The 26,478-nt window shown below is 66.0% G+C and carries 25 protein-coding genes; 11 read left to right on the top strand and 14 right to left on the bottom strand.

What is annotated here, in order from left to right; genetic code table 11:
- Window positions 1–26: 26 nt before the first annotated feature.
- Window positions 27–575, bottom strand: coding sequence for an SRPBCC family protein (locus tag ACOEQ2_RS10485; RefSeq protein WP_419727926.1), 549 nt, complete (start codon window positions 573–575; stop codon window positions 27–29).
- Between the two features lie 115 nt (window positions 576–690).
- Between ACOEQ2_RS10485 and queE the strand changes: the two genes are divergently transcribed.
- Genes queE through queF form a run of 4 tightly spaced genes read left to right on the top strand, consistent with a single transcriptional unit; the run spans window position 691 to window position 3,049 of the window.
- Entirely contained in the window at window positions 691–1,323 is a 633-nt protein-coding gene (gene queE / locus ACOEQ2_RS10480; RefSeq protein ID WP_419727925.1) for a 7-carboxy-7-deazaguanine synthase, read from the top strand.
- Entirely contained in the window at window positions 1,323–2,048 is a 726-nt protein-coding gene (gene queC, locus ACOEQ2_RS10475; RefSeq protein ID WP_419727924.1) for a 7-cyano-7-deazaguanine synthase QueC, read from the top strand. Before queE ends, queC begins: the two co-directional genes overlap by 1 nt.
- A complete protein-coding gene (locus ACOEQ2_RS10470; protein ID WP_419727923.1) occupies window positions 2,041–2,562 on the top strand; it encodes a 6-pyruvoyl trahydropterin synthase family protein in 522 nt (173 codons plus the stop codon). Before queC ends, ACOEQ2_RS10470 begins: the two co-directional genes overlap by 8 nt.
- A gap of 13 nt (window positions 2,563–2,575) precedes the next feature.
- Window positions 2,576–3,049: a preQ(1) synthase gene (queF, locus tag ACOEQ2_RS10465; RefSeq protein ID WP_419727922.1), complete on the top strand. Its 474-nt coding sequence runs from the start codon at window positions 2,576–2,578 to the stop codon at window positions 3,047–3,049.
- A gap of 338 nt (window positions 3,050–3,387) precedes the next feature.
- Here the strand turns inward: queF and ACOEQ2_RS10460 are convergent, their stop codons facing one another.
- A complete protein-coding gene (locus ACOEQ2_RS10460; protein ID WP_419727921.1) occupies window positions 3,388–4,572 on the bottom strand; it encodes an alpha/beta hydrolase-fold protein in 1,185 nt (394 codons plus the stop codon).
- 362 nt (window positions 4,573–4,934) lie between these two features.
- On the opposite strand from ACOEQ2_RS10460, the gene ACOEQ2_RS10455 reads away from it, so the two are divergent.
- Window positions 4,935–5,990 (top strand): aldo/keto reductase, encoded by a 1,056-nt coding sequence (locus ACOEQ2_RS10455; RefSeq protein WP_419727920.1) that lies wholly within the window; start codon window positions 4,935–4,937, stop codon window positions 5,988–5,990.
- A 73-nt stretch (window positions 5,991–6,063) separates the two neighbouring features.
- Here the strand turns inward: ACOEQ2_RS10455 and ACOEQ2_RS10450 are convergent, their stop codons facing one another.
- On the bottom strand, window positions 6,064–7,665 hold the full coding sequence (locus ACOEQ2_RS10450) for an aryl-sulfate sulfotransferase (protein WP_419727919.1): 1,602 nt from the start codon (window positions 7,663–7,665) through the stop codon (window positions 6,064–6,066).
- 9 nt (window positions 7,666–7,674) lie between these two features.
- On the opposite strand from ACOEQ2_RS10450, the gene ACOEQ2_RS10445 reads away from it, so the two are divergent.
- Window positions 7,675–8,115, top strand: a complete 441-nt coding sequence (locus tag ACOEQ2_RS10445; protein WP_419727918.1) for a hypothetical protein — start codon at window positions 7,675–7,677, stop codon at window positions 8,113–8,115.
- Window positions 8,116–8,655: 540 nt separating this feature from the next.
- Here the strand turns inward: ACOEQ2_RS10445 and ACOEQ2_RS10440 are convergent.
- The 4 genes from ACOEQ2_RS10440 to ACOEQ2_RS10425 are packed head-to-tail and all read right to left on the bottom strand — an operon-like array spanning window position 8,656 to window position 13,225.
- Window positions 8,656–9,624: an ABC transporter permease gene (locus ACOEQ2_RS10440; RefSeq protein ID WP_419727917.1), complete on the bottom strand. Its 969-nt coding sequence runs from the start codon at window positions 9,622–9,624 to the stop codon at window positions 8,656–8,658.
- Complete coding sequence (locus ACOEQ2_RS10435) at window positions 9,621–10,607, bottom strand: ABC transporter permease (protein ID WP_419727916.1); 987 nt, start codon at window positions 10,605–10,607, stop codon at window positions 9,621–9,623. Before ACOEQ2_RS10435 ends, ACOEQ2_RS10440 begins: the two co-directional genes overlap by 4 nt.
- On the bottom strand, window positions 10,607–12,133 hold the full coding sequence (locus ACOEQ2_RS10430; RefSeq protein WP_419727915.1) for a sugar ABC transporter ATP-binding protein: 1,527 nt from the start codon (window positions 12,131–12,133) through the stop codon (window positions 10,607–10,609). Before ACOEQ2_RS10430 ends, ACOEQ2_RS10435 begins: the two co-directional genes overlap by 1 nt.
- A gap of 12 nt (window positions 12,134–12,145) precedes the next feature.
- Complete coding sequence (locus tag ACOEQ2_RS10425; protein WP_419727914.1) at window positions 12,146–13,225, bottom strand: substrate-binding domain-containing protein; 1,080 nt, start codon at window positions 13,223–13,225, stop codon at window positions 12,146–12,148.
- Window positions 13,226–13,445: 220 nt separating this feature from the next.
- Between ACOEQ2_RS10425 and ACOEQ2_RS10420 the strand changes: the two genes are divergently transcribed.
- The 5 genes from ACOEQ2_RS10420 (at window position 13,446) to ACOEQ2_RS10400 (ending at window position 19,277) form a co-directional block, all read left to right on the top strand.
- Entirely contained in the window at window positions 13,446–14,447 is a 1,002-nt protein-coding gene (locus ACOEQ2_RS10420; RefSeq protein WP_419727913.1) for a 2-keto-3-deoxygluconate permease, read from the top strand.
- The gene (locus ACOEQ2_RS10415; RefSeq protein ID WP_419727912.1) at window positions 14,440–15,711 is read left to right on the top strand and encodes a four-carbon acid sugar kinase family protein; all 1,272 of its coding nucleotides are present in this window, start codon (window positions 14,440–14,442) and stop codon (window positions 15,709–15,711) included. Before ACOEQ2_RS10420 ends, ACOEQ2_RS10415 begins: the two co-directional genes overlap by 8 nt.
- A 6-nt stretch (window positions 15,712–15,717) precedes the next feature.
- Complete coding sequence (gene pdxA / locus ACOEQ2_RS10410; protein WP_419727911.1) at window positions 15,718–16,728, top strand: 4-hydroxythreonine-4-phosphate dehydrogenase PdxA; 1,011 nt, start codon at window positions 15,718–15,720, stop codon at window positions 16,726–16,728.
- A 16-nt stretch (window positions 16,729–16,744) separates the two neighbouring features.
- Entirely contained in the window at window positions 16,745–17,512 is a 768-nt protein-coding gene (locus tag ACOEQ2_RS10405) for a DeoR/GlpR family DNA-binding transcription regulator (protein ID WP_419727910.1), read from the top strand.
- Between the two features lie 70 nt (window positions 17,513–17,582).
- Window positions 17,583–19,277, top strand: coding sequence for an alginate export family protein (locus ACOEQ2_RS10400; protein ID WP_419727909.1), 1,695 nt, complete (start codon window positions 17,583–17,585; stop codon window positions 19,275–19,277).
- A gap of 37 nt (window positions 19,278–19,314) precedes the next feature.
- On the opposite strand, the gene ACOEQ2_RS10395 is transcribed toward ACOEQ2_RS10400, so the two are convergent.
- The 7 genes from ACOEQ2_RS10395 to atpH form a co-directional block, all read right to left on the bottom strand.
- Window positions 19,315–19,827, bottom strand: a complete 513-nt coding sequence (locus ACOEQ2_RS10395) for a hypothetical protein (RefSeq protein WP_419727908.1) — start codon at window positions 19,825–19,827, stop codon at window positions 19,315–19,317.
- A 72-nt stretch (window positions 19,828–19,899) separates the two neighbouring features.
- Window positions 19,900–21,228 carry a GGDEF domain-containing protein gene (locus tag ACOEQ2_RS10390; RefSeq protein ID WP_419727907.1) on the bottom strand — a complete coding sequence of 443 codons (1,329 nt, stop codon included), beginning with the start codon at window positions 21,226–21,228 and terminating at the stop codon, window positions 19,900–19,902.
- A 215-nt stretch (window positions 21,229–21,443) separates the two neighbouring features.
- Entirely contained in the window at window positions 21,444–21,851 is a 408-nt protein-coding gene (atpC, locus tag ACOEQ2_RS10385; protein WP_419727906.1) for an ATP synthase F1 subunit epsilon, read from the bottom strand.
- A gap of 24 nt (window positions 21,852–21,875) precedes the next feature.
- On the bottom strand, window positions 21,876–23,342 hold the full coding sequence (gene atpD / locus ACOEQ2_RS10380; protein WP_419727905.1) for a F0F1 ATP synthase subunit beta: 1,467 nt from the start codon (window positions 23,340–23,342) through the stop codon (window positions 21,876–21,878).
- A gap of 55 nt (window positions 23,343–23,397) precedes the next feature.
- Complete coding sequence (locus ACOEQ2_RS10375; protein WP_419727904.1) at window positions 23,398–24,282, bottom strand: F0F1 ATP synthase subunit gamma; 885 nt, start codon at window positions 24,280–24,282, stop codon at window positions 23,398–23,400.
- Window positions 24,283–24,295: 13 nt separating this feature from the next.
- Window positions 24,296–25,834, bottom strand: coding sequence for a F0F1 ATP synthase subunit alpha (gene atpA, locus ACOEQ2_RS10370; RefSeq protein ID WP_419727903.1), 1,539 nt, complete (start codon window positions 25,832–25,834; stop codon window positions 24,296–24,298).
- Window positions 25,834–26,415, bottom strand: coding sequence for an ATP synthase F1 subunit delta (atpH, locus tag ACOEQ2_RS10365; protein WP_419727902.1), 582 nt, complete (start codon window positions 26,413–26,415; stop codon window positions 25,834–25,836). The genes atpA and atpH overlap by 1 nt, the downstream gene beginning before the upstream one ends.
- Window positions 26,416–26,478: the final 63 nt, after the last annotated feature.

Raw genomic sequence — 26,478 nt, 5'->3', positions numbered from 1 at the left:
CTGGCGCGTGCGGCTGTCCTGTCGGGTCAGCCGCGCGTGGGAGCCATGTGCCGTGCTTCGACCTCAATCTTGAGCGCGGCCAGCCATCGCCGGTTGGCCTCCAACAGGTCCGCCGAGGAATAGAGCCATCCGATCGGCCAGCCGCTCAATGACTCGCGTGTCTCGACGCGCGTTTCCCCGTCGGGCTGGGTGCGCAGGATCCAGACATGGACGGCATGGAAGACGAACAGGCTGCCTGACCACGCAAGCCGATGCGCCGGGTCGAACACGGTGAAGCGCGATCTGATCGTACCGCCTGAAATCGACCACCGAAACTTCACCCCGACCGCGGGCGCCCTGCCGATGGTCGTCGCCCGGATATCGTGCTGCCACGCAGGCCAGCTGCGGACATCTGCGAGAACTCCCCACACGTCGGAGGGGGTTGCATCGATGACGACGCTGGCGGTCGCACGGATCGGAGCATGGTCATCGATCTCCCCGCGGGAAGCCGGATCTGGGTCCCTCTGACGGCTGCATGCTGCGACCGCAACGAGCAGGAACAAGCCGGCTAGCCGGCGCGTGGTCGGGACGCTCATGTCGTCGGCTCGATCAGGACGAGGATGGGCGGGGACTCTGTCAACGGGTCGGATCCTCGGCAAGTCTCCAGTAAAGGCTTGCACGCGCGCCCCGTCTGACCGAAATCCTGCCGCCATGGCGTATGCGGTGAAGGAGATGTTCGCGACCCTCCAGGGCGAGGGGGCGCAGGCGGGTCGCGCCTCGGTGTTCTGCCGGTTCGCGGGCTGCAACCTGTGGTCCGGCCGCGAGCAGGACCGCGCCGCAGCCGCATGCCGGTTTTGCGACACCGATTTCATCGGGCTCGATGGGGTTGGCGGCGGCCGGTTTGCCGATGCCACCGCGCTGGCCGACGCGATCCTGGCACGGTGGCCCGGCGGCGAGGCGCGTCGCTATGTGGTGTTCACCGGTGGCGAACCGCTGCTGCAGCTCGACGCCGTCCTGGTCGAGGCGATGCATGCGCGTGGCTTCGAGATCGCGGTCGAGACCAACGGCACGCTTGCCGCGCCGCCGGGGATCGACTGGATCTGCGTCAGCCCGAAGGCCGGCAACCCGGTGGTGCAGCGCTCCGGGGCCGAGCTCAAGCTGGTGTTCCCGCAGGCTGGCCTTGATCCGGACAGCTTCGGCGAACTCGCATTCGGACACTTCTTCCTGCAGCCGATGGACGGGCCGGAACGCATTGCCCACACCGACGCCGCCGTCGCCTACTGCCTGGCGCACCCGCAATGGCGCCTCAGCCTGCAGACCCACAAGCTGATCGGGATACCGTAATGGCTGAACCGCCCGTCACCCGGGACGGTGCGCTGGTGCTGCTGTCCGGCGGCCAGGATTCCGCGACCTGCCTGGCCTGGGCGCTCGACCGGTTCGAGCGGGTCGAGACCTTGGGCTTCGAGTACGGCCAGCGGCACCGGATCGAGCTCGATTGCCGGGACGCGATCCGCACCGGGCTCTCGGGGATCGATCCCGCGTGGGCAACGCGGCTCGGGCCGGATCACACGCTGGCGCTCGACGCACTGGGCCGGTTGTCGGAGACCGCGCTGACCCGCGATGCGGAGATCACGATGGGCGCCAATGGCCTGCCAAACACGTTCGTGCCGGGGCGCAACCTGCTGTTCCTGACCTTTGCCGCCGCCCTCGCGACCCGTCGGGGCCTGCGACACATCGTCGGCGGCATGTGCGAGACCGATTATTCCGGCTATCCGGACTGCCGCGACGACACCATCAAGGCGCTGCAGGTGGCGCTCAATCTCGGCATGGATGCGCGCTTCGTGCTGCACACGCCCTTGATGTGGCTGGACAAGGCCGCGACCTGGCGCCTGGCCGCGCACCTTGGCGGGGATGCGCTGGTGACGTTGATCCGCGACGAGAGCCACAGCTGCTACCTCGGCGACCGCACCCACCGCCATGCCTGGGGCTATGGCTGCGGCACCTGCCCGGCCTGCGACCTGCGACGGTCCGGCTGGGAGCGCTACGTGGCGGCGAGCGGCGATGCTTGAGTTGTGCTTCACCCGACGCTTCTCGATGGGGCATCGGTTGATCGGTGGGCAGTCCGAACGTTGCGCCCTGCCGCACGGGCACAACGAGTTCGTCACGGCGACGCTGCAGCCGGTGCGGCCGGCCCGGCTCGACGGCGTATCGAACATGCTGGTGCCGTTCGAGCAGGCGAAGGCGCGCTGGCACTGTTTCGTCGATGAGCGGCTGGACCACGCGCTGCAGCTCTCCGACACCGATCCGCTGCTCGCCTGGTTCCGCGCCAACGAACCCGGGCGGGCCGAGCGCATCGTCGTCACGCCTGGCGATCCGACCACCGAGCTGATGGCATGCCTGCTGATGGCCAAGCTCTCGGCGATCCTGCTGGCCGAGGGCGGCCTACTGCGGGTGGCCGAGATCCGCATCGAGGAGACGCCGACCAACACGGTGGCGTTCAGCGGTGACCCGTCGGAGATGCTGCCGCAATTCGGCCCGGGCACCGAGGGCTGGTGGCAGCGCGCCGACATGAGCATCGCCTGATGGGGAGCACGAGATGACCATCGCTGAAACGGCGGGCGCCGAGGGACTGAGCCAGCTCGGACGGCAGACTGCACAGCCGGCAAGCCCCGAGGAGGCGCGGCTGGAGCGGGTGCCGGCGCCACATCCCGGCCGCCGCTACCTGGTGCGCTTCACCGCCCCGGAGTTCACCTCGCTCTGCCCGGTGACGGGACAGCCGGATTTCGCGCATCTGGTGATCGACTACGTGCCCGATGCCTGGATCGTCGAGAGCAAGTCGCTGAAGCTGTACCTCACCAGCTTCCGCAACCATGGCGCGTTCCACGAGGACTGTTCGCTGCAGGTGGCGACGACGCTGGTGGATCTCCTGGCGCCGGTGTGGCTGAGGATCGGCGCCTACTGGTATCCGCGCGGCGGCATGCCGATTGACGTGTTCTGGCAGACCGGCGAGCCACCCGCGGGCGTGTGGATCCCGTCGCAGGACGTGCCGGGCTATCGTGGCCGCGGCTGATCCGGCGGTGCGCTGGTCGTGCAGGCGGGCCTCGGAGATATCGCCGGGTGAAGCTGACCAGCCGTTCGCCCGACATGGCGACGTCGCCCGGGGTCATTGGGCTGCCGGTCAGCAAGTCTCGACGCCGGGGCGGCATCGGCGACGAGGTCGGCAGCTCCGGCCGTCGGGGCGGCCGACCAGCGCCGGGCACCGCTGTCATCCGCTATCGGATGGACCGGCGATACTTGGTTTCGCGGCTCGGTTAGACACTGCAGACTTTCCCGAAGGATCTGGCCGAAATCACGATGGAGCGGCGCAAGCTCTCGCCAAGGCGATGAAAACGTGCGCCGCATCCGGCATTATCGGAACAGGGTCGGCGTATAAAGTATGAACGCGGTGCGCCAGAAGTTGAACTCGTGGGCGTAACCGACCGGCGTGTAGAACTGATCCCTGAAGCCGAGCGATGTCAGCTCGTGCTGGAAATTGACGGTGTTCTGGTAGGCGATGTCGCCGGAAGCGCCCGCCGTGACGATGAACTCGCGCAACGTCTTGTTGGCCAGCGACGACTGCTTGAGGCCGTTATCGAGAACGCTACTGGTGAAACCGTCGATCGGGCCGCCGCTGAGTGAAATGATGGAGTTGAACGTGCCAAGATGGCCGAGGCCGGAAACCAGCGCCTGAATCCCGCCGAGTGAAAGTCCGGAGATGGCCCGCGAATTACCATTGGCGATCGTACGGAAGTTTCCGTCGATGTAGGGAACGACGTCCTTGATGAGCTCGGCATCGGCGGTAGCGGCGTTCTCGCTGATCGCCTGGGTCGAGTCGGTGGCGGCCTCGAGCAGTGGCTCGTCGGTTTGGGTGTCGGGCATCACCAGCATCATGGGTTTGACGAGGTGGAGTGCGAGGAGGTTGTCGAGTATTTCCGGGCCCCTGCCCTCCCGGGCCCAGCTCCAGATCGTGTCGCCGCCACCATGGTAGAAATACAGGACCGGATAACGGCCGCTCGACGCATCGTAGCCGGGCGGCGTGTAAACCAGCATGTGGCGCTCTTTCTTGAGCGCAGCCGAGTAGTAGGTCACCTCTCGGGTCTGCCCATGTGGGACGTTGTAGCTGTCATCGAGCAGGGAGCCGGGGATCAGGAAAAGACTGGTCGAGACTTGACGCTGCGGCTTCTGCAGCACTGCCCCGGTGTCGATCGAGCGGAAGCCGTCAACGTTGAAAAAGTATTCATACATGTTGGGCGCAAGATCAGCGGTTGCGGTCCAGGTGCCGGTACCGTCCCGTGTCATTGCCGTGACGGGCGGCGTAATACCTAGTCCTATATTGCCGTAAGACACGCTGACGTTCTTTGCATTAGGAGCATAGAGCCGGAACGTCACCTTACTACCGCTAACGGTCGTGATGTAGTTGATGGCCGGCGACGGCAATGCCGGTGGCTGCGGGGCCGATTGCGCGTGGGCAGAAATCACGGACAATGTCAGGCCGAGTGTGGTCAAGGCGGTTACACGCCTGCAAGCTGCAAGCGCCGTCATCTTGTTGAGCATTATGCGTCTCCCCAGGTTCCGGCTTTTTGCCGGATAGGCCGCCGTTACCCGACGACGTTATTACGTTACCGTGAGACGCAATTCGATACAATCCAGTTCGGCTGAGCTGGGGGGAGCCTGCGGACCGAGCGGGTTCTGGCTTGGGTAAACTCTCGTTACTCGGGCGCTGGCAGGTGGCTCGAAGGCCTGTCTTCATGTGCAGGTCCGGCAATCAGGCGGCGGTTCTCGACACCGGCATGATCCCTGGACCGGAGAAATGACGATTGAACCAACCAGCGCCGAGCCGGGTTACTTTCTGCATGGCTGAAGCCGGCTTGTGCGTGAGCACGACCCGGTCAGGCTCGACGTAGAAGGAGAAGCACATGCAATATCGCACTCTGGGACGATCGGGGTTGCGGGTGTCGACGCTCACCCTGGGCACGATGACGTTTGGCGGCGCCGGCAAGTTCGCGAAGGTCGGTTCGACGGATCTGGCCGGCGCGAAGCGACAGATCGACCTCTGCCTCGATGCCGGCGTGAATCTGATCGACACGGCTGACATCTATTCGACCGGCCTGTCTGAGGAAATCGTCGGCGAGGCACTCGTGGGCAAGCGCGACGACGTCCTCGTCGCCACCAAGGCGCGCTTCCCGATGACCCAGAACCCGAACGATGCGGGGCTGTCGCGCCACCACCTGATCCGCGCCTGCGAAGCCAGCCTGAAACGGCTGCGGACCGACTATATCGACCTCTACCAGCTGCATGAACGCGATGGCGTGACGCCGCTGGAAGAGACCATGGAGGCGCTCGACCATCTCGTGAAGTCGGGCAAGGTCCGCTATGTCGGGATCTCGAACTTCTCTGCCTGGCACCTGATGAAGGCCATGGGAATTGCCGAACGCCATCATCTGGCGCGGCCGATCAGCCAGCAGATCCACTACACGCTTCAGGCGCGCGAAGCCGAATACGAGCTGGTTCCGGCAGCACTCGATCAGGGCCTCGGGATCATGGTGTGGAGCCCGCTGGCCGGTGGCCTGCTCTCCGGCAAGCATCGGCGCGGCCAGGCGACCCCGGAAGGCACGCGCCAACTCGCCGAGTGGACGGAGCCGCCGGTTCGCGACACCGAGGCACTGTATGACATCGTCGAGGCGCTGGTCGAAGTGGCTGAAGCCCACCAGGTTTCCGCGGCACAGGTGGCACTTGCCTGGCTGTTGACGCGCCCCGCAGTGAGCACGGTCGTCGTCGGCGCGCGCACCGACGAGCAGCTGATCGACAACCTGAAATCAGCAGACCTCGTGCTGTCGCCTCAGGAGATCGCCAAGCTCGAGGAGGTCAGCCGGCCTCCGCTGCTCTACCCGTACTGGCACCAGGCGTGGACCGCCTCGGACCGCCTGTCGGAGGAAGATCTCACCCTGATCCGGCCGCACCTGGAGACCTAGCCGGACTCAGGACCGGCTCGGGACGGCGTCATGCCGCCGTTCCCGAGCCGCTGCTGCCTACGATCTGCCGGACCTAGTATTGCAGGATCTGGCTGGGAAGCGGTTCCGCATTCCATCCGGCACCACACGTGCTGGACTCCGGCGTGCGAAAGTCGAACACGACGTTCCCTAGGCTCCCGAGGCCCTGCAGCACCAGCATCTGGCCACCATTCGCCGCTGCGAAGTCGACGAGATAACTGCCGGCCCCCGCCTCGTATGCGCTGCCGCACACATAGCTGAAGATGCTCGGCGTCGGGGAATAAGTCAGGACACTGGTGGCAGTCATCGCCGCGGTATTGATCTGATAGGTCCGTGCGGCACTGTAGGTGCGGCTCGCGCCAGCCGGCACCTGCGTCAAGCTGCCGTAACCGTCATCGAAGAGGCCAAGATTGCCGCTGCTGTCGATCGAGACGGCATGTTGACCGATGGGCGGCAGGGTGTTCGGCCCGAGCTGCAAGGCGTATTTACGCAGGGACGGGTACTGATACCAATGCTTGGTGGTGTCGCCGAGGATCCAATGGATCTTCTTGATCCCGTCCGGCGGCGTATCGTAATCGACGTCGATCACGAAATTCTCCCGGCTCGACACGATGAGCGTGTTGTCGGCGGGGTTATAGGTCGTCGCGTTGTTGTGGAACCAGTCTGTGCCGACCGGAAGCACGAAATGACTGGGATCGTCGCCGCCCGCCTTCATGGCTGCGCTGATGATTGCGCCGAGGTCCCACTCGTTCAGGACCTTGCCGGATTCCGGGTCGATCTCGAGGTCGACCGCTTCGGTCTCCGTCGTGGTGTTGACGTCGAGCACGATGCCGTCGCGGCCGCGGTCGTAATTGTGGTGGCCGGTATAGGTCACGCCGTAGCTGGCATAATCCCCGATCTTGGTGGTGCCACCATAGAGCTCGAGACGGTCCACACCGGTGGCGCCATCGCTCACATAGATGCCGTTATTGTAGAAGATCGACGGCAGCGAGGCGTTGGACACGGTGCCGACCCAGCGGATATTGCCGTCGGTATCGACGATTGCCGGCGCGGTCTTGCTGCAATAGTCCTTCAGCAGAAAATAGTCGAACGACAGATCGCTGGTCGCATGCCGGTTCTGCTGAATGACCGGCCCGCTCGTTGCCCCACATGGGAGCGGGTAGGCGGGCGTGGTCACCGGAACGTTGACCTGGCTGATCGACCCGTCGGAAAAGCTGAACACGAGGTTCACGGTGTTCGTGGCGCCGGCATACAGACCGAAGACCGGGATGATCAGGCTGTTGCCGGACATGCCGCCCCGCGCAGCAAGGCTTGCCGCAGAGATCGACGCCGTGATCGGCCGTGTATAGGATCCGGCCTTGGGGACGACCGAGAACAGGACGTTGGTGAGCGTCCCCTGGGTAACGGTGGCGCTGATATAGTCGATGAATGGCGTAGGACCGGGTGTCTGCCCGCCGATGGCGACGACCCCCGAGGCCATTGCCTGGCCCCCCATCAACACAGCGAATGCTCCGCCTGACACGACGGCACCCAAGCCAGATTTGCCTCTGATCCGCGCTGATCGCATCGCCATCCGTCCCTCACGCCCGCCGTCATAAACCGGAATTATTGCTAGCCCGGATTCCGCGCGGAGCCTATAGGCGCGCCTGACGATCACGGCTAGTTCATGATCGATTTACCGTATCTGATGATGCCGATCTTCTTGCAGTCGATTGCAACGCGCATCGACAATACAGGCATCACGCCGTTGAAATATTCGGGAAAGTCGGGTCAGGCCCGATGCTGTTCATGCCATTCGACAGGCCGTGACGATCAGGGCGCCCAGGATTGCTGCCTGGACCTTTCCGATCCCCGCCGGTCGATGGCATCCGGCCAGCGTAGAGCCACCTCGCACCCACTGGCCATCGATGCCGAACAGCAGTTCGTCCTTTCCCTCGGGGTCGGCATGCGTTGGGTTCAGGTCCACCCCGACTACCGGAACATCCCAGCTAGGTCGCTTGCCGGCGATCGTCAGGGCGGTCAGGACCCCTGTCGCGGCGCCACCGTCTGCAGCCCGCACGCCCTTGATGTCCAGGAGGTCGATGACAGAAACATGAATATTGTCTGAGACGTGTCACGAACCAGATTGCGATCCACCTCGCGGCGATCTCCAGTTCGGGATGGTTTCCAGCGTGTCGGCAAGGCCCTTTGGCCGGTCGATGGCGGTCGAGATCCCGACGTAGCGGACGATGCCCCCGGCATCTGCCGGCCGGCATCCTCGTCGCTCGGCCCGATGAAGGCCCTGTGGCTCCGGAAATCGCCGGCTCGCGGCAGGAACCGCGGGGAGCTGTCGGTCATGATGACAGGGACGTTCGCTTCCCGGACCGGCTTCAGGCCGTGCGCCGGGATTTCCCAGCACGGGACCGTCGACCGGACGCGCAACCAGGCCCTCCAGCGACTTCACCATCCGGGTTCGGCACCACGAGGTTGACGCCGAACTCATCGGCAGCCTTGCGAATGCAGTCGACATACGTGTTCCAGAACTGCGCCGGTAGGGTCATGCTACGCACCAGCAGCTACCGCCTTATTGCCGAAACTGTAGCCCTGGATGATCGAGATCTCGCCCCCCCTGTCTTGTCATGCAGACAAGAAGCGGACGCCGCGCGGGTCAGCCTCGTCGCCGCGCAAACAGCAGCACCAACCCCAACAGGATCATCCCGAACACAACCTGGCGTAGCCCTTCCGACACGTTCAGGCTGACGAGCATCGCCTGCAGCAGGATCACCGAGAGGCAGCCGCCGATCGTGCCGAGATAGCCGCCTTTCCCACCGGATAGCCGCGTGCCGCCGATCACCACCGCCGCGACCGGGGGCAGCAGGTAGCCGTCACCCATGCCGAGATAGGCCTGCGACGCGTAACCGCTCAGCATGAGGCCGGCCAGCGCGGCGCCGATCCCGCTCGCGAGGTAGCTTGCGGCATAGATCCGCCCGACCGGGACACCGGACATCAGCGCTGCCAGCTCGCTGGTGCCGATCGAATAGACCCTCCGGCCGTACGGCATGGCGCGGAGTGCTACGATGGTGACCACCGCACAGCATGCCCAGGCGATCGCGGCGACCGGAATACTCGCGACATGGCCGAGTGCGAGCCAGCGCGCGACCGGCGGAACCGTCGGCGCCGACGCCGCGGCATTCGTGTAAACCAATGTCAGGCCCTGCAGGATCAGGTTCACGCTCAGCGTCCAGATCAGCGAATGCACGCGCAGTACCCAGACGCCCAGCGTGTTCAGCAACCCGACCGCGACACCCACCGCCAGCACCACCACGATCGGCACCCATGCATGCGGATGCGCTGCGTAGAGGTTGCTCGCCAGGATGCCCGAAAACGTCATGGTCCAGGGGATCGAGAGGTCGATCTGGCCCAGCAGGATCACCAGCGTCTCGCCGATCGCCACGATCCCGATCAGGGCTGCCTGCACGAGCTGCAGCCGGATCGTGCTCCACGACAGGAAGGCGGGGTTGACCGCGACGCTCAGTGCGAACACGACAAGCAGGATGATGCCGGACAACCCCGCGCCGGAAATCGGTCGCGACAGCCGCGACCCCCTGGCCGCCGGCTCCAGCGGCAAGCCGCTCATGCGCCACCGCGACGCAGCAGCCGCGTCCAGTCATCGATCCGCAGACGCTGCAGACCGGCTGCCGTGAGCACCATCACGAGCAGGCAGCCCTCGATGAGATCCTGCCAGAATGCCGGGACTCCGATGACTCCCAGCAGATTGAGGATCACCGACAGCACGATGCCGCCGAGGATCGCGCCGATCACTCCGCCGCGCCCGCCCGACAATGCCACGCCGCCCAGCACGGCAGCGGCGAGCGAGTTCAGCGTGTAGAGGCTGCCGATCCCGGCATCTCCGGATGTCGTTTCGGCTGCCAGGAACAGGCCCGCGGCGGATGCAAAGAAGCCGGATAGCGTGTAGGTCGCGATGCGGACGCGGCGGACCGGCAGCCCGGATGCGTAGGCACTATCGTCGCTGTCTCCTACCGCGAAAATGAAGCGACCAAGCCGGGAGCGGAACACCGGCAGCCATACGAGCACCAGCAACACCAGGAGAAGCAGCACCGAATTGGGAACGATGCCGATATTGCCGGTCAGCAGGTTCGCGAAGCTGTCGGCGATATGGCCACCCGGTTGCGGACGGATCATCAGGGCGAGACCGCCATAGATGAACAACGTCGAGAATGTGGCGATCAGCGGCTCGAGCCGGCCATAGGCGACAAGCATGCCGTTGATGGCGCCGGCGAGCGAGCCGAGCAGCAACGATCCTGCGGTGGCCAGCAGGATGCTCGACACGCTGTCGCCCATGACGGTGGCGGCAAAACAATTCACCAGGCTGACGATCGCGCCGATCGACAGATCGAGGCCACCCGCCAACAGCACGCAGGTCTGGCCGATCGCAACCAGCACCAGCGCCAGCGACGCGTTGCCCAGGCTGGTGAGCCCGAAACCGGATAACGCAAGCGGCTGCTCGATGAAATAGACCGCCAGGATAAGCCCGAGTGCGAGCGCGCAAAACAGGGTGGCGCCGTGTCGTCGGAGCAGGCGGCTCACTCGATCAGGCATCACGCCGCATCCTGCAGCGACATCCCGTCGGGGCTGCGAAACGACAATGCGAGGATGTTCTCCTCGGTGATGTCTTCCTGCTCCAGACTGCCGACGATACGACCGCCACGCAGCACCAGAACGCGCGAGCACAGGATATGGAACTCGTTCATGTCGGTCGAATAGACCAGGATCGCTTTTCCCTCGGCGGCAAGGCCGTTGATTGTCGCGTAGATCATCTCGCGTGCGCCGGCATCGACGCCGCGGGTCGGGTCACAGAACAGATAGACCTCCGCGCCATGTGCCAGCCATTTCGCGGCCACCACCTTCTGCTGGTTGCCGCCGCTCAGGCTGCCGAGGCTCGCATCCGGGGTGTCGCATTTGATCGCCAGGCGCTCGACCAGCGACCGGACGACACCGCCCTCCCGGCGGCGGTCGATAAACAGCGCGCGGCACAACCGGCCGATCACCGTGATCGACACGTTCTCGCGCACCGACAGACCGAGGAAGCCGCCCATTGCCTTGCGATCGTCCGGGATCAGCGCGAAGGACTTAGCGATGGCCTGACGCGGAGTCGTGGCACGGCAATCACGACCACCCAGGGTGACGGTACCTTGCAGGCCGTGCCGGTACAGGCCGAACAGCGCGAACAGCAGCTCCTTCTGGCCCTGTCCCTCGAGGCCAGCCAGACCGACCACCTCGCCGGGCCGCACGCTCAGGCTCAGCCCGGCCAGCCGGCCGGCCAGCCGAAGCTTGTGTACCTCCAGCAGCGGCGGCACGGAGGCGGGCGGCGGCGGACGCAACCGCTCCAGCTGGTTCTGGCTCTCGCCGAGCATCAGCTCGAGCGCCCGCGCCGGCTCGAAGGTCGCGCGGGTCATCGTGCCGACCACCTCGCCGCCGCGCAGCACCGTGACCTGGTCGGATAGTGCTGCCACCTCCTCCATCCGGTGCGAGATGAAGACGATCGCGCAGCCGCTGTCGCGCAGCCGGTCGATCACCCGCACCATGCGCTCCACATCACTGCGACCGAGAGCGGAGGTGGGTTCGTCGAGGATCAGCACGCGCGGCTCGAATGACATCGCCTTGGCAATCTCGACGAGCTGTTGCTGGGCCAGCGAAAGTTCTGAAACTGGCGTTCCCGGCGCGATATCATGAACGTCGAGTTGTGCCAGCAGGGCACGCGCGACGGCGATGGATGCGTCCTCCCGGATCCAGCCGAGCCGGTTCCGCTGCTCGCGCCCGATGACGACGTTTTGCGCCACACTCAGCTGCGGGAACAACGAAAGCTCTTGATGCACCGTGGCAACTCCAGAGCGGTAGGCAGCTTGCGGCGATGCGAACACCACTGGAATGCCCTCCAGCTCCAGGCTCCCCGTATCAGGCTGCACGATGCCGGCCAGGATCTTGACGAGCGTGCTTTTGCCGGCGCCGTTCGCGCCGAGCAGAGTATGAACCTCACCGGCTGCCAGTGCGATCGAGACGCCACCCAGAGCCGTCACGCCGCCATAGCGCTTCGAAAGCCCGACCGCCTGCAACACCGGCGCCACGGTATGGCTGACCTACTTCACCACGTCGCCGACCGGGATCATGATCCCGCATTTCGGGATATTGACGTCGGTCACGAAACTTCCGGGTTGGTCGGGGAAGTAATCGGCCCCGCTCTTCATCTGGTCGCCCGTCACCACCGTGAGCGGAATACTGGCCGACTGCGGCAGCGGTTTTCCCGACAGCGATGCGATCGCCGCGAGCACCCCGGCGGCAGCGAGGCTGGGCGACTGGCCTATCACCATGATCGGAACATGATGTTCGGCTGCCAATTTCATGAAGCCGTTATCAGATTCGCCGGTCATCGGCACGGTCGCCACGTTGAGCTGCAGGAATGCCTGCAAGGCACCCGTGGCGCCCTCGGTGCCCCACACGCCGCCGATGTCATGGTGCGTCGACAAGGCGTCCGCCGTCACCTTCTGGTTGGTGCCGACGTCCCAGTTGCCATAGACGTTGATGATCTTGAGGTTCGGGTGCTTCTGGAACACCGACATCGCGCCATCGGCCTGGCTGTTATCGACTGTTGTGCCGGCGAGACCGTGCACCATCAGGATCGACTTGCCCTCGGCGACGTGCGCGACCAGGAACTCGGCCCATTGCCGCCCCATCTCACGCTGGTCCTCGTTGACGGCGATGCCTTTCGGCGTGCTGACGACGTTGTCGAACGACACCACGACGATGCCGCGATGCGCTGCCTGGTTCAGCACGCTGTCAAGACCGGACGCGGACGCCGCATTGACGACGATCGCATCATATCCGGACAAGATCATTTCGCGGATCTGGGCGATCTGCTGGGCAACGTCGTTGCCGGCGTTATAGACCTTGAATTCCTTCAACTGTGCTGCGACGTCCGGCTGCTTTGCATATGCACCGACCGCGTTCAGCATTTCAGCGCGCCAGTTGTTTCCGTACAGCGAGTTGCTGAAGGCGATCCGGAATGGGCCGGTCTTGTGCTGTGGCGCGATGGTCGCGGTAGCGGGTGTCGCCTTCACGAAGCACTGGCTCAGCGTCGAGTCGGCCAGCAGATCGGCGCCGTTCGCGCCGCCGGCGGCAGTGAGCATGCAGCCTGCCAGGAGCAGAAGCGTCTTCCTCATCGTCGTGTTCCTCGCCTGTCGTGCCGCGTCATCCCGCACGGCCTGTTCAGGATGATGGAGCTTCGATCAGATCACGCAGCCTGTCCATCCTCTTTGCGCGGAACACGCAGCCGTTACGGCCACATCTTTTGCTGCACCGCAAAACATCCTGTCCCGCAGGCACGCTCGGTTGAAATATGCGCGAACCACGCATAAATCTGTGGAGACCGAGGGCCAGGCCATGCAGCTGCAGATCAAGCGGACGTTGGAGCGCATTCCTGGTGGGATGATGGTCGTGCCGCTCGCGATAGGCGCCCTGTTTGCGACCTTCATACCCGGCACGCCGGCGTTCTTCGGTTCGTTCACCGGCGCGCTGTTCCACGGCGCCTTGCCGATCCTGGCGGTCTTCTACGTCTGCATGGGCTCGACCATCGAGGTGTCCGCCCTGCCGCGGGTTGCCCGGCATGGCGGCGTACTGCTGGCCACCAAGATCGCGCTGGGTATCGCGTGCGGCCTCGTGCTGGGCCATTTCCTGGGTGAGGCGCCGATCGCTTCCGGCTGGTTCGCCGGCCTGTCGACCCTCGCGGTGGTGGCGGCGGTGAACGACACCAATGGCGGCCTCTATATGGCGCTGATGAACCAGTTCGGCCGCCCCGAGGAGGCCGGTGCCTACGCGGTGATGACGCTCGAATCCGGGCCGTTCCTGACCATGGTGACGCTCGGCGTCGCCGGCCTGTCAGCGTTTCCGTGGCAGACACTGGTGGGCGCCATCCTGCCCTTGGCGGCGGGGATCGTGATCGGCAACCTCGACCGGAACATGCGGACGTTCCTGGGCGCCGCGGCCCCGGCGATGATCCCGTTCTTTGCGTTTTCGCTCGGCACGTCGCTCGACCTGCACCGCGTCTGGAGCGCCGGCCTGCTCGGACTCGGCCTCGGCATCCTCGTGGTGGCGGTGTCCGGGGTCGCCCTCATCTTCACCGACCGGCTGTCGGGCGGAAACGGCACTGCCGGCATTGCCGCCGCCTCGACAGCGGGCAATGCCGCCGCGGTGCCGGCGCTGATCGCCGCCGCCAACCCGGTTTACAAGGCGGCCGCCGCGCCGGCGACGATCCTTGTGGCCGCCTGCGTCATCGTGACCAGCCTGCTCGTGCCCTTGCTGACGGCCGCGTGGGCACGGCGCATGGGGGTATCCGCGCATGCCGTGGACGGGGTGGTCCCCGCCGAGGCGCAAGACCATGCCTGAGATGGTCATCATCGCCGACGACCTGTCAGGTGCAGCGGATTGCGGGATCGCCTGCGCGGCCGCCGGTCACGCTACGCTGGTGGTGCTCGGCGAACGCGCCGACGAGCCGGACTGCACCGTCCTCGCCGTCGATGCCGATACCCGTGGCCGCAGCCGTTCGGAGGCCGCCGACGAGACCGCCCGCCTGGTACGGCTGCACGCGCCGCCCGGCCGGGTACTGTTCCGCAAGCTCGACTCGACGCTCCGCGGCCATGTCGCAGCGGAACTGGCCGCCACCCTGGCGGTGCGTCGTGAAACGGGACCTGCAGTCATCGTGCTCGCACCGGCATTCCCGGCGGCCGGCCGCACCACCCGCGGCGGCATCCAGCACGTGAACGACGTGCAGCTGCACGAGACCGAGATCTGGCGGCGCGAGCGCATCCCGGGCACCGCATCGCTGCCGGAGATGCTGGCAACCGCCGGGTTGCGCACCGCTGTGATCGGGCTCGAGCAGGTGCGGAGCGGTCGGCTGCACGAGGCGATGCTGCTGGCAGCGGACCCGGGCGCCGCGGATCAGGTCGACGTGCTCAGCTGCGACGCAGAAACCGAGGACGATCTGTACCGGATCGCCGCCGCGGGAGCCGGCCTCGGGGCACGGACGGTCTGGGCCGGTTCGGCAGGGCTTGCGCGGTTCATGCCCGAGTTCGTACTGCCACCCGTCACCGGCAATGGATGGTCGTCCGGCTTCGCCCCTGCGGAAGGTCCCGTGCTGTTCGTGGTGGGCTCGCTCTCGGCGGTCTCGGCACGCCAGGTTGCGGCGCTGACAGCGCAACCCGATGTGGAGGCGCTGGTGGTGGCCCCGGCCGTGCTCCGTGCCGGCGCCGACACGACCGCCTGGCAGCAGGCCGGACGCGACCTGGATCGCGCGATCGCGACCGGTCGGGACGTGGTGATCTCGCTCGCCGTCGAGCCCGATGCCGACCCGCGTGAAGGCCTGGTCCTGTGCCACGCGCTGGCCCGGCTGACGGCGCCGCATGCCAAGCGGATCGGCGCCCTGGTCTCTGCCGGCGGGGAGACCGCCCGTGCGGTGCTGCTTGCCTTCGGCGCCACCGGCCTGCGCCTGCTCGGCGAGGTCGAGACCGGCGTACCTCTCTCTCTTGCGGAAGGCAGCCGCCCGCTCCTGGTGGTGACCAAGGCCGGCGCATTCGGCACCGACGACACCTTCCTGCGCTGCCGCGGCGCGTTGCATGACGGCCGCATCCCTGAACCGTCCAACCCGGAGTAGCTCCCGATGAGCACCACGCACCACAACGAGCCGGTCGTCGGCATCACCATGGGCGATGCGGCCGGCGTCGGGCCCGAGATCATCATGAAAAGCCTGGCGCATGCCGAGCTCTACGACACCTGCCGTCCGGTGGTGATCGGTGACGCGAAACGGCTGCGGCGGGCGGCCGAAATCGCCGGCGTATCGGTGGCCGTGCGGCCGATCGCCACGATCGAGGAGGCGCGCTTCGAGGCTGGGACGGTGGACTGCATCGATCTCGGGCTGATCCCCGCGGACCTGCCGTTCGGCAAGCTGTCGCCGGTCGCGGGTGATGCCGCCTACCAGTACCTGCGCGTCGCCACCGAGCTCGCCGTCGCCGGCAAGATCGCCGCGATCTGCACGGCGCCGCTGAACAAAGAGGCGCTGCATGCCGGTGGGCATCATTTCCCCGGCCATACCGAGATGCTCGCGTCGCTGACCGGCACCGAGGAGGTGTCGATGATGCTGACCGCACCGAACCTCCGGGTGATCCACGTCACCACCCATGTCGGGCTGCTCGACGCGATCCGGAAGATCGAGCCGGGCCTGGTCGAGCGCACCATCGCCCGCGGCTACACGGTGCTGGAGAAGGCCGGGCTCGAGCGTCGCAAGATCGGCGTGTGCGCGATCAATCCGCATGCGGGCGAGAACGGGCTGTTCGGGCAGGGCGAGGAGGCCGAAAAAATCATCCCGGCGATCGAGGCGTGCCGGGCGCGCGGCTGGGACGTCGAGGGGCCGCTGCCCGCCGACACGCTGTTCTTCCGCGCCGGCCGCGGCGATTTCGACATGGTCGTGGCGATGTACCACGACCAGGGCCATGGGCCGGTGAAGGTGCTCGGGCTCGAGGCGGGGGTGAACATCACCGTCGGGCTGCCGGTGATCCGCACCTCGGTCGATCACGGCACCGCCTTCGACATCGCCGGCACCGGCAAAGCCGACGAGCGTTCGTTGCTGGAGGCGCTGCGCCAAGCGGTCGCACTGGCTCCGAAGCCGCACTGACCCCCCACCGGGCACCATGAAGGCCGCAAGAGCCAGGCGAGCCCGGATCGTCGACCAGATCGCGACCGGGACGACCAGCGCAGAGTCGCTGGCCGAGCGGCTCGGTGTTTCGCTGTCGACGGTTCGGCGCGACCTGGACATCCTGGCCCGCGACGGAGTTCTGCTGCGCACGTATGGCGGTGCGGTGCCGGTCGGCGCTCGGATGCCGGAGCAGTCCCTCGCCGAGCGCGCGACCGATCGACTGCCACAGAAGCGGGCCATCGCGCGTCTGGCCGCGGCGATCGTGCAGGACGGTGAATCTGTCATTCTCGATGCGGGCACCACGACTGGCGCACTTGCCGTGGAGCTGCGCCACCGCGCCGGCCTGCGCGTCATCACCAGCGGGCTGACGACCCTGACCGCACTGGCCGACGCACCGGGCATCGAGGTGCTGTCGGTCGGCGGCATGCTCCGGCCGATCAGCCTGAGCTTCGTCGGTCCGCATGCCGAGCAGGTGCTGCGTCGGGTCACCGCAGCGCGCGCCTTTCTCGGCGCGGACGGGGTCGTTGCCGGACGCGGCCTGTGCGAGGCGACCGCTACGCAGGCGGCACTCAAGGAGCTGATGACCCGGCAGGCCGACGCGCTCTATGTGCTGGCCACAGCCGACAAGCTGGGCCGGGCCGCATTCCAGGAATGGACGCCGCTCGATCGGCCCTGGACGCTGATCACCGATGCCGATGCGACGGAGGCCCAGCTGCTGCCGTTCCAGAAGCTCGGCATCGTTACGATCATAAAAGCGGATTGAGGGAGCTTAAGAAAATATAAAGGAAGGCTTGTCATTTTGCAGGGATGAACTGGCACGTAGGCGCATCCCCATGGTTAAGATACTGATCCCGACCGCCTGCGGCATGACGCGCGTTCTCCAAAGTCTTCTTCTGGGTGCTGGTGTCGGCGCCTTGGTTCACGTTCACGCAGCCGCAGCGCAGACAGCCACATCGCAGCCACCCGCCGCGGCCGGAGCCGCCGTATCGGTGCCGACAGCGCCGTCGCTGCTGGATCGTCCGCCCGCCAGCACGCTGCCGGAGACCGTGCAGCTTCCCACCAAGGCTCAGGCACCTACAGTTGTGCATCAGGGCGACTGGGGAGTGTTCAACGGCAATGATGGCACCGCCGCCGGTTTTGGCCCTGTCGCGCGCTACGGCGTCTCACGCTGGGCCGAGGATTGGCAGGTCCTGCGAGACCCCTCCAAGCGTGACGATTTCTTTGATCCGCTGAAATTCATCGCTCTCAATGACAGCAAGAGCATCTACCTGACCCTGAGCCTCGACGAACGGCTGCGCAACTGGTTCGAGAACCGGCCCTTCCTCGGCAAGCAGAAGCCGTACGATTCCGGCCGCATGACCGTGCGCGGGCTGTACGGTGCGGACCTTCATCTCGGCGAACACTTGCGGGTGTATGCCGAGTTGATCAACGGCGATGCCGCAGGCTGGGCCGGCTACGGCTACAACACCCTCTATCGAAAGCGGCTCGACCTGCAGCAGGCGTTCATCGAAGCAAAAGCCACGCTTCTCGGCGCCAGGACGGGGGTGATATTGGGCCGACAATCCTTTCTCGATGGACCCGCCTATCTTCTGAGCAACCGCGACCAATCGAATGTTCCGATCACCTGGGACGGCGTCAGGGCATACGCGATCTGGCAGCGCGCCCGTCTCGACGTCTTCGATTTCGTGCAGACCAACACGACCGAAACCAAGATGTTCCATGACAACCAGAACTGGAACAGCCGCATGTTCGGTGCCTATGAATCCTGGGCGCTGCCGAGCTTCAAGGTCGACCGGCAGCCGGGCCAGGTATTCCTGGACTTCTACTATTACGGCTACCTGCTCGGCGGTTCGTCGGCGGCAATCCCAACTGCGAAGATCAGCGCCACCCAGGCAGGCTCGACCCTCCGGCACAACCCGGGCACGCGCCTCTGGGGCAAGGCTGGCCCGGTCGAGTTTTCGCTGGGCGCCCTCTATCAGGGTGGCGAGTTTCGACCTGCAAAAAGCAACGTGAGCCGGGACGTCAGCGCGTTCGCTGCGAACAGTTTTGTGGGTGTTCGTCTTGCCCAGGTTATCGGCAAGCCGATCCTTGGCGTACAGACGGATATTTATTCCGGCGGCAACTACAAGGAGAAGACAGGCTCGGTGGGAACCTTCATTGCTCCCTACAGCCCGGTGTGCGGCTATACCGACATGACGACGTACATCACCGAAGCCAACCTCGTCGCCACTTCTCCTGTACTCGAGGTCGCGCCCATTCCCCGCCTGTTCGTGCGCGTCAAGGCACCGGTACTCTGGAGGGAGAGCACGAACGACGCAGTCTATGGTAGCGGCCGCATCTATAGTTTCCGCGGAAATTTCAGCGGTGGCTATATCGGCACCGTCCCGCAAATGAGTGCCGCTCTGAAAATTACCCGTCACCTGACCTGGACCAACGACGTGGCTCGCTTTCTGGCCTCGAGCCAGTTCCAGAAAGCCGGCGCCCAGAACGGAACCTACTATATGTCGACGGTCGATTTCCGCTTCTGATCGCCAGCCAGGCGCGAATCATCCTGCGGACAGGAGATCATCTCACGTCGATATGAAACCCGAGGTTTCCAGCCCTGCCGTCAGGCTCGATGACTTCGAGTTCGACGTAATCCGGACCGACATAGCCCGGGGCGGACTGGTACCACGCCGCCATGCCTTCAGCCGGCTGGCTGTTGCAGACCGAGCGCGAGTTGGTGTGCGGGTAGTTCGGGTAGAACAGACCGCGCTCGACGGTGGCCGTTCCATGTGCCGGCGACACCACGACCCGCACGGTCATGTAGCCTTCCAGCGAGCAGTCCGGGTTGAGTGAATGCATGCTGGCAAGGCGTGCCCGCTTGCCGCTTGCGGCGACAAAGATCGGCGGGGGCCGCCGCACCAGGACCACCGTTCGAGACACGACCCTCGGCGCGGCAGGACCGGCGGACGGCGCCACCGCGAGGTTGGTGTTGGTACTGGTCACGCATCCGGCGAGACCGGCAAGAAGGGGGACCAGCGAAATTGCCGGCATGATGGTCTTGCGAATCGATTGTTTGGGAAATCTGGTCGACATCGTCGGCTCCGGAGGCACTCCGGAGAAGTATGTCATACTATGGCTGGATCGCCAGCCAGGCTCGGTGGCCGGTCAGGAACCGCCGGACGGCGCATCCGACCAGCATACGCGATCACGGCCCTGGCCCTTGGCGTCGTAGAGCGCCTGGTCGGCGGCACCGATCAGCTTCTCCAGGCTGGACAGGAGATTTGCCTGGCTGCTGGCGACACCGATGCTGGCGGTGACGACCGGAGGTCCGCTCCTCCGCGCGTCGTGCGGGATGCCGCGCCCATGAATCGCATGTCGAATGCGTTCGGCGACGATCAGCGCGTCCGCAAGCGTGCAATCCGGCAGCAGCACCGCGAACTCCTCGCCGCCGTAACGGGCCAACAGATCACGCTCACCTCGCAACATGCGGGACATCGTTCCGGCAATATCCTGCAGGCAGTCATCGCCCGCCTGGTGCCCGTAGCGGTCGTTGAACGCCTTGAAGAAATCGACATCGATCAGCAGCACACAGAGTGGCCGCCCGGAACGCGACGCGGTGCGCCACATCTCGATCGCAACCGCATCGAACTGCCGCCGATTTGCGACCGCGGTCAGCCCGTCGGTACTGGACAACGCTTCCAGGGCCCGGCGCGCCTCCACCTGGGCGGTGATATCGACCAGATAGCCCGACAGCACTGCGGCCGTACCCTCCGCAGTCCGGACGTGGATACGCGCCCGATCAACGACCCAGATATAGCTGCCGTCGCGGCAGCGCAGTCGATACTCGCTCTGGGAGCTTTCGACGCCGTGCCGATCGTTACGGCGAATGGTAGCCAGCACGACGGAGCGATCCTCCGGATGCACCAGGTCGAGCCAGCCCTTGAGGCCCACCTGCATTTCGGAAGCGCTATAGCCGAGCATGACGTCCCAGTGCCGGCTGCGTACTACCGTGTCCGACTTGACGTCATACCACCACGCCGCGATCTCGACGTTGTCGAGGAAGCTCTCGACGTCCTGCGGCCAGGACCGATGCTGCAACACCCAGCGCGCCTCGTCGGCTTCCGACGTCAGGCCGACGAGCCGCTCGGGCATGCCGGCGGGGCAGCGTTGCGTGACCTGGCCACGCAACGTGATGCAGATCCAGTTGCCGTCGTCGCGGAGTATTTTCGGGCTGATCGAGAAGGTAGAGATGGTGCCGGAGAGCACGCTCTGGATGATGCCGAGAGCTGCCGGCTGATCGTCGGCATGCATCCGGCTCACGATCCCCTGCGGGGTCTGCGGGAATGGCGCGCTCCAGCCGGCGATGACAAGGGACTGTCGGTCGAGGCGCACCAGGTTCTCTGCAACATCCCATTCCCAGATCCCCATCCCGGTCATTCCGAGCAGGTCACAGAGCTGAGGCTTGCCGATCCCGGTGACGTCAAGCAGCGTCACATGCCGATCCGACCGGTCCGCCTGGCCGCGTTGCTGATGGCTGGCATTCACTTGAGCCGGTCCATCATGCCGTTACGTCTAGCTCCGGAAGGAAAGAGACTCTCTCGTAGCACGAGATGAGGCACGTGCCTCGTCACGGATATGTAAACACAGGTTTGGGCCACAGGCCATCGAAGCTGGCGTCTCCGAGGCCGTGGACGCGTGGAAAGCGCCGATCAGCTGCCTGAAGCGGTCTCCACCCAAGCGCGAGCGGACTGGATGCGGTCGAACAGCGGCTCGAGTGTGGTGATGTCGGTCTTGTCTGCGGCCTCGTAGGCGGCCTCCGCATCGCGCAGCCGGATCTCACCGTCAGCCCGCGACAGGTCCGACACCGGCGTCGCCAGGTCCGCCAGGATCGTGCACCGGTCCCCGGTGATCTCTGCGAACCCGCCGGCAACGAAGAAGCGATCCGTTACCTGGCCACCCTGGTGCAGCGACACCACGCCGCCGCGCAGCAGCACGATCATCGGTGCGTGCTCCGGCATGGCGGCGAGATCGCCCTCCGAGCCCGGCACCACGACCATGTCCACCGCGCGCGCCAGCAGGCGCTTCTCCGGGCTGACGATCTCGACGTCGATCGGCATCGTCCTGCTCCCTGCTTCCGCCGCCTACTTGGAGCCGCCCTTCATGCCCTCGGCCTTGGCAACCGCCTCGTCGATCGAGCCAACCATGTAGAAGGCGCTCTCCGGCAGGTGGTCGTATTCGCCGGCGACGATCGCCTTGAACGACCTGACCGTGTCCTCGATCGACACCAGCTTGCCCGGAGCGCCGGTGAACACCTCGGCGACATGGAACGGCTGGCTCAGGAAGCGCTGCAGCCGGCGGGCACGGGCGACGGTCTGCTTGTCGTCCTCGGACAGCTCATCCATGCCGAGGATGGCGATGATGTCCTGCAGCGACTTGTAGCTCTGCAGGATACGCTGCACGTCGCGCGCCACCTGGTAATGCTCCTCGCCGACGATCTTCGGGTCGAGCGAGCGCGAGGTGGAATCGAGCGGATCGACCGCCGGGTAGATGCCGAGCTCGGCGATCGAGCGGTTCAGCGTCGTGGTGGCGTCGAGATGGGCGAACGAGGTGGCCGGCGCCGGGTCGGTCAGGTCGTCGGCGGGCACGTAGATCGCCTGCACCGATGTGATCGAGCCCTTCTTGGTCGAGGTGATACGCTCCTGAAGTGCGCCCATATCGGTGGCCAGCGTCGGCTGGTAGCCCACCGCGGACGGGATACGACCCAGGAGGGCCGAGACCTCGGAGCCGGCCTGGGTGAAGCGGAAGATGTTGTCGACGAAGAACAGCACGTCCTGGCCTTCCTCGTCGCGGAAGTATTCGGCGACGGTCAGGCCGGACAGAGCCACGCGGGCACGGGCGCCCGGCGGCTCGTTCATCTGGCCGTACACCAGGGCCACCTTGGAGCCCTCGGTGGTGCCCTCGCCCAGCTTGATCACGCCGGCATCGATCATCTCGTAATAGAGGTCGTTGCCCTCGCGGGTGCGCTCGCCGACGCCGGCGAACACCGACACGCCGCTATGCGCCTTGGCGATGTTGTTGATCAGCTCCTGGATCAGCACCGTCTTGCCGACGCCGGCGCCGCCAAACAGTCCGATCTTGCCGCCCTTGAGGTAGGGGCAGAGCAGGTCGATCACCTTGATGCCGGTAACGAGGATCTCGGACGACGCAGCCTGCTCCTCGAAGGACGGCGCGTCGCGATGGATCGGGTAGTACGCCGCCGCCGGCACCGGACCGCGCTCGTCGATCGGCTCGCCGATGACGTTCAGGATGCGGCCCAGCGTGCCAGGCCCGACCGGCATCATGATCGGCGCGCCGGTGTCCTGCACCTCGGTGCCGCGGACCAGGCCGTCGGTGGTGTCCATGGCGATGCAGCGGACCTCGTGGTCGCCGATCTCGAGCGCCACTTCCAGCACCAGCTTCTGCTCGCCGATCTGGCAGGTCAGCGCGTTCTGGATGAACGGCAGCTCGCCTTCGAACTGCACATCCACCACCGGCCCCTTCACCTGGGTGACGCGGCCGACGACGTTGCTGGCCTTGGTGGCGGCGGGAGCCTCGAGAGTGGTGGACATACGATCAGCTCCTAAGCTGTGGGTCGGGGCTGGAAATCGGGGCTGGACATCGAAATCAGACGGCTTCGGCGCCGGAGATGATCTCGATGAGTTCCTTGGTGATATTCGCCTGGCGGGTGCGGTTGTAGTTCTGTGTCAGCCGGTCGATCGCCTTGCCGGCGTTGCGGGTGGCGCTGTCCATCGCCGTCATGCGGGCACCCTGCTCGCCGGCGGCACTCTCGAGCATCGCCCGGTAGAGCTGGATCATGAGGTTGCGCGGCAGCAGCCGGGCCAGGATCGTTTCCTCGTCCGGCTCGAACTCGTAGGTGGCGCCGTTCGTGTCGCCGACCTCGTTGTCGTTCGACGGCAGCGCCAGCGGCACCAGCTGGATCTCGGTCGGCGTCTGCGACATCACGTTGTTGAAGCGGTTGAACACCAGCGTGGCGACGTCGAACTCGCCCTTCTCCAGCATCGTCGTGACGCGCGCGCCGAGCTCTTCCGCGGCCGTGAAGTTCACGTCGCGACCGCCCGAGCCGGGGATGCGATCGACGATGCGGTCGCGGTATTCCCGGGCCAGATAGTCGCCGCCCTTGCGGCCCACCGGCAGCAGCTTGACGGTCTTGCCCTCGCCCTCGAGGCGCTGCACCAGCCGGCGGGTGGCGCGACCGATATTGGCGTTGAAGCCGCCGGCCAGGCCACGGTCGCTGGTCACCGAGATGATCAGGTGCACCTGGTCCTTGCCGGTCCCGGCGAGCAGCTTGGGCGCACCCTCACGACCGGCAACGTTGCGGGCCAACGCGGCAAGCATGCGCTGCATCGCCTCGGCGTACGGACGTGCCGCCTCCGCACGCACCTGGGCGCGACGCAGCTTGGCGGCCGCGACCATCTTCATGGCGCTGGTGATCTTGCGCGTCGACTTCACGCTGGTGATCCGCGCGCGCAGCTCCTTGAGCGAGGGCATGCCTTAGGTGCCCTCAGCCCTGCGTGATGCGGCGCGTGAAGTCGGTCAGGAACTTGGTCAGCTTCTCGTCGGTGTCCTTCTTGATCTCGCGCTGGTCGCGGATCGACTCCAGGATGCCGTCGCCATTGGCGCGCAGCTCCGACAGGTACTGCCGCTCGAAGCCGACCACCTTGTCCACCGGCACCTTGTCGAGGAAGCCGCGGGTGCCGGCGAACAGCACCGCCACGGACTCCTCGACCGGGTAGGGCGAGTTCTGCGGCTGCTTCAGCAGCTCGGTCAGGCGCGCGCCACGGGCCAACTGCTGCTGCGTCGCCGCGTCCAGGTCGGAGGCGAACTGCGAGAACGCCGCCATCTCTCGATACTGCGCCAGCTCCAGCTTGATCTTGCCGGCGACCTGCTTCATCGCCTTGATCTGTGCCGCCGAACCGACGCGCGACACCGATCCGCCGACATTCACCGCCGGGCGGATGCCGCGGAAGAACAGCTCGGTCTCGAGGAAGATCTGGCCGTCGGTGATGGAAATGACGTTGGTCGGGATGTAGGCCGACACGTCGCCGGCCTGGGTCTCGATCACCGGCAGCGCCGTCAGCGAGCCCCCGCCGAACGCGTCGGACATCTTGGCGGCGCGCTCGAGCAGGCGGGAATGCAGGTAGAACACGTCGCCCGGATAGGCTTCGCGAGCCGGCGGACGGCGCAGCAGCAGCGACATCTGGCGATAGGCGACCGCCTGCTTCGAGAGATCGTCATAGGCGATCAGCGCGTGCATGCCGTTGTCGCGGAAGAACTCGCCCATGGTGGCGCCGGTGTACGGCGCCAGATACTGCATCGGGGCCGGATCGGAGGCTGTCGCGGCGACCACGATGGTGTACTCCATCGCGCCGTTCTCCTCGAGCGTGCGCACGATCTGCGCGACGGTGGAGCGCTTCTGGCCGATGGCGACATAGATGCAATAGAGCGACTTCTTGTCGTCGCCGAGCGCGTTCACCGTCTTCTGCGCGATGAAGCTGTCGAGGACGATCGCGGTCTTGCCGGTCTGGCGGTCGCCGATGATCAGCTCGCGCTGGCCACGGCCGATCGGCACCAGCGCGTCGATCGCCTTGATGCCGGTCTGCATCGGCTCCGACACGGACTGCCGCGGCATGATGCCGGGCGCCTTCACCTCGGCGCGCCGGCGCTCGACATCGACCAGCGGACCCTTGCCGTCGATCGGGTTGCCGAGCCCGTCCACCACGCGGCCGAGCAGGCCACGGCCGACCGGCACGTCGACCACGGTGCCGGTGCGGTTGACGGTGTCGCCCTCGCGGATCGCGCGGTCGTCGCCGAAGATCACGATGCCGACATTGTCGCTCTCGAGGTTGAGCGCCATGCCGCGCACGCCGGCGCGGGGGAACTCGACCATCTCGCCGGACATCACGTTCTGCAGGCCATAGGCGCGGGCGATGCCGTCACCGACCGACAGCACGGTGCCGGTCTCGGCAATGTCGCTCTCGGTGTCGAAGTTGGCGATCTGCTGCTTGAGGATGTCCGAAATCTCGGCGGGACGGATCTCCATCACGCGGCTCCCTTCATGGCGTAGTGCAGGCGGGCAAGGCGGGACTGGAGGCTGGCATCATACAAACGTGGCCCGACGCGGACCACGAGGCCGCCGAGCAGCGCCGCATCCACACGCTCGCGGATGTCGACCCGGCCGTAGCCGGCTTCGGTCAGGCGGGCGCGCAGCTGGATGCGCTGCAGGTCGGTCAGCGGGGAGGCGCTCGACACCTCGGCGCTGATGATGCCGCGGCGGCTGGCGACCAGGGCGGCGAAGGCGGCCACGATGCCACGCAGGTCGGAGAGGCGGCGGTTGTTGGCCACCACGCCGACGAAGTGCTGCAGGATCTCGCCGAACCCCTGTGCCACCATCACCGCCAGGATCGCGTTGCGGCCCTGGGCGACGTCGAGCACCGGATTGGCGAGCAGCGACCGCAGCTCGGCGCTGCCGTCGATCAGCCGGCCGAGCGCGTCTGCCTGGTCGACCACGGCGTCGAGGTCGTGGCGCTCATCGGCAAGATCGTACAGCGCGGTTGCGTAACGGCCGGCCGCGCCGGAGGGACGCCGGGCGATCGGAGACGTTGTGGTGCCGTCCGAAGTCACTCTGGCTCGTCCCTTCCATCGTCGGCTTGCAATTATCTGCGGATTTTTGCCCGCCTCGACCGT

It is taken from the genome of Lichenicola sp., assembly GCF_965198575.1.
Lineage (GTDB): Bacteria > Pseudomonadota > Alphaproteobacteria > Acetobacterales > Acetobacteraceae > Lichenicola.
Note: the sequence above shows the minus strand (reverse complement) of the source record. Positions and strands in the feature narration are given on the sequence as shown.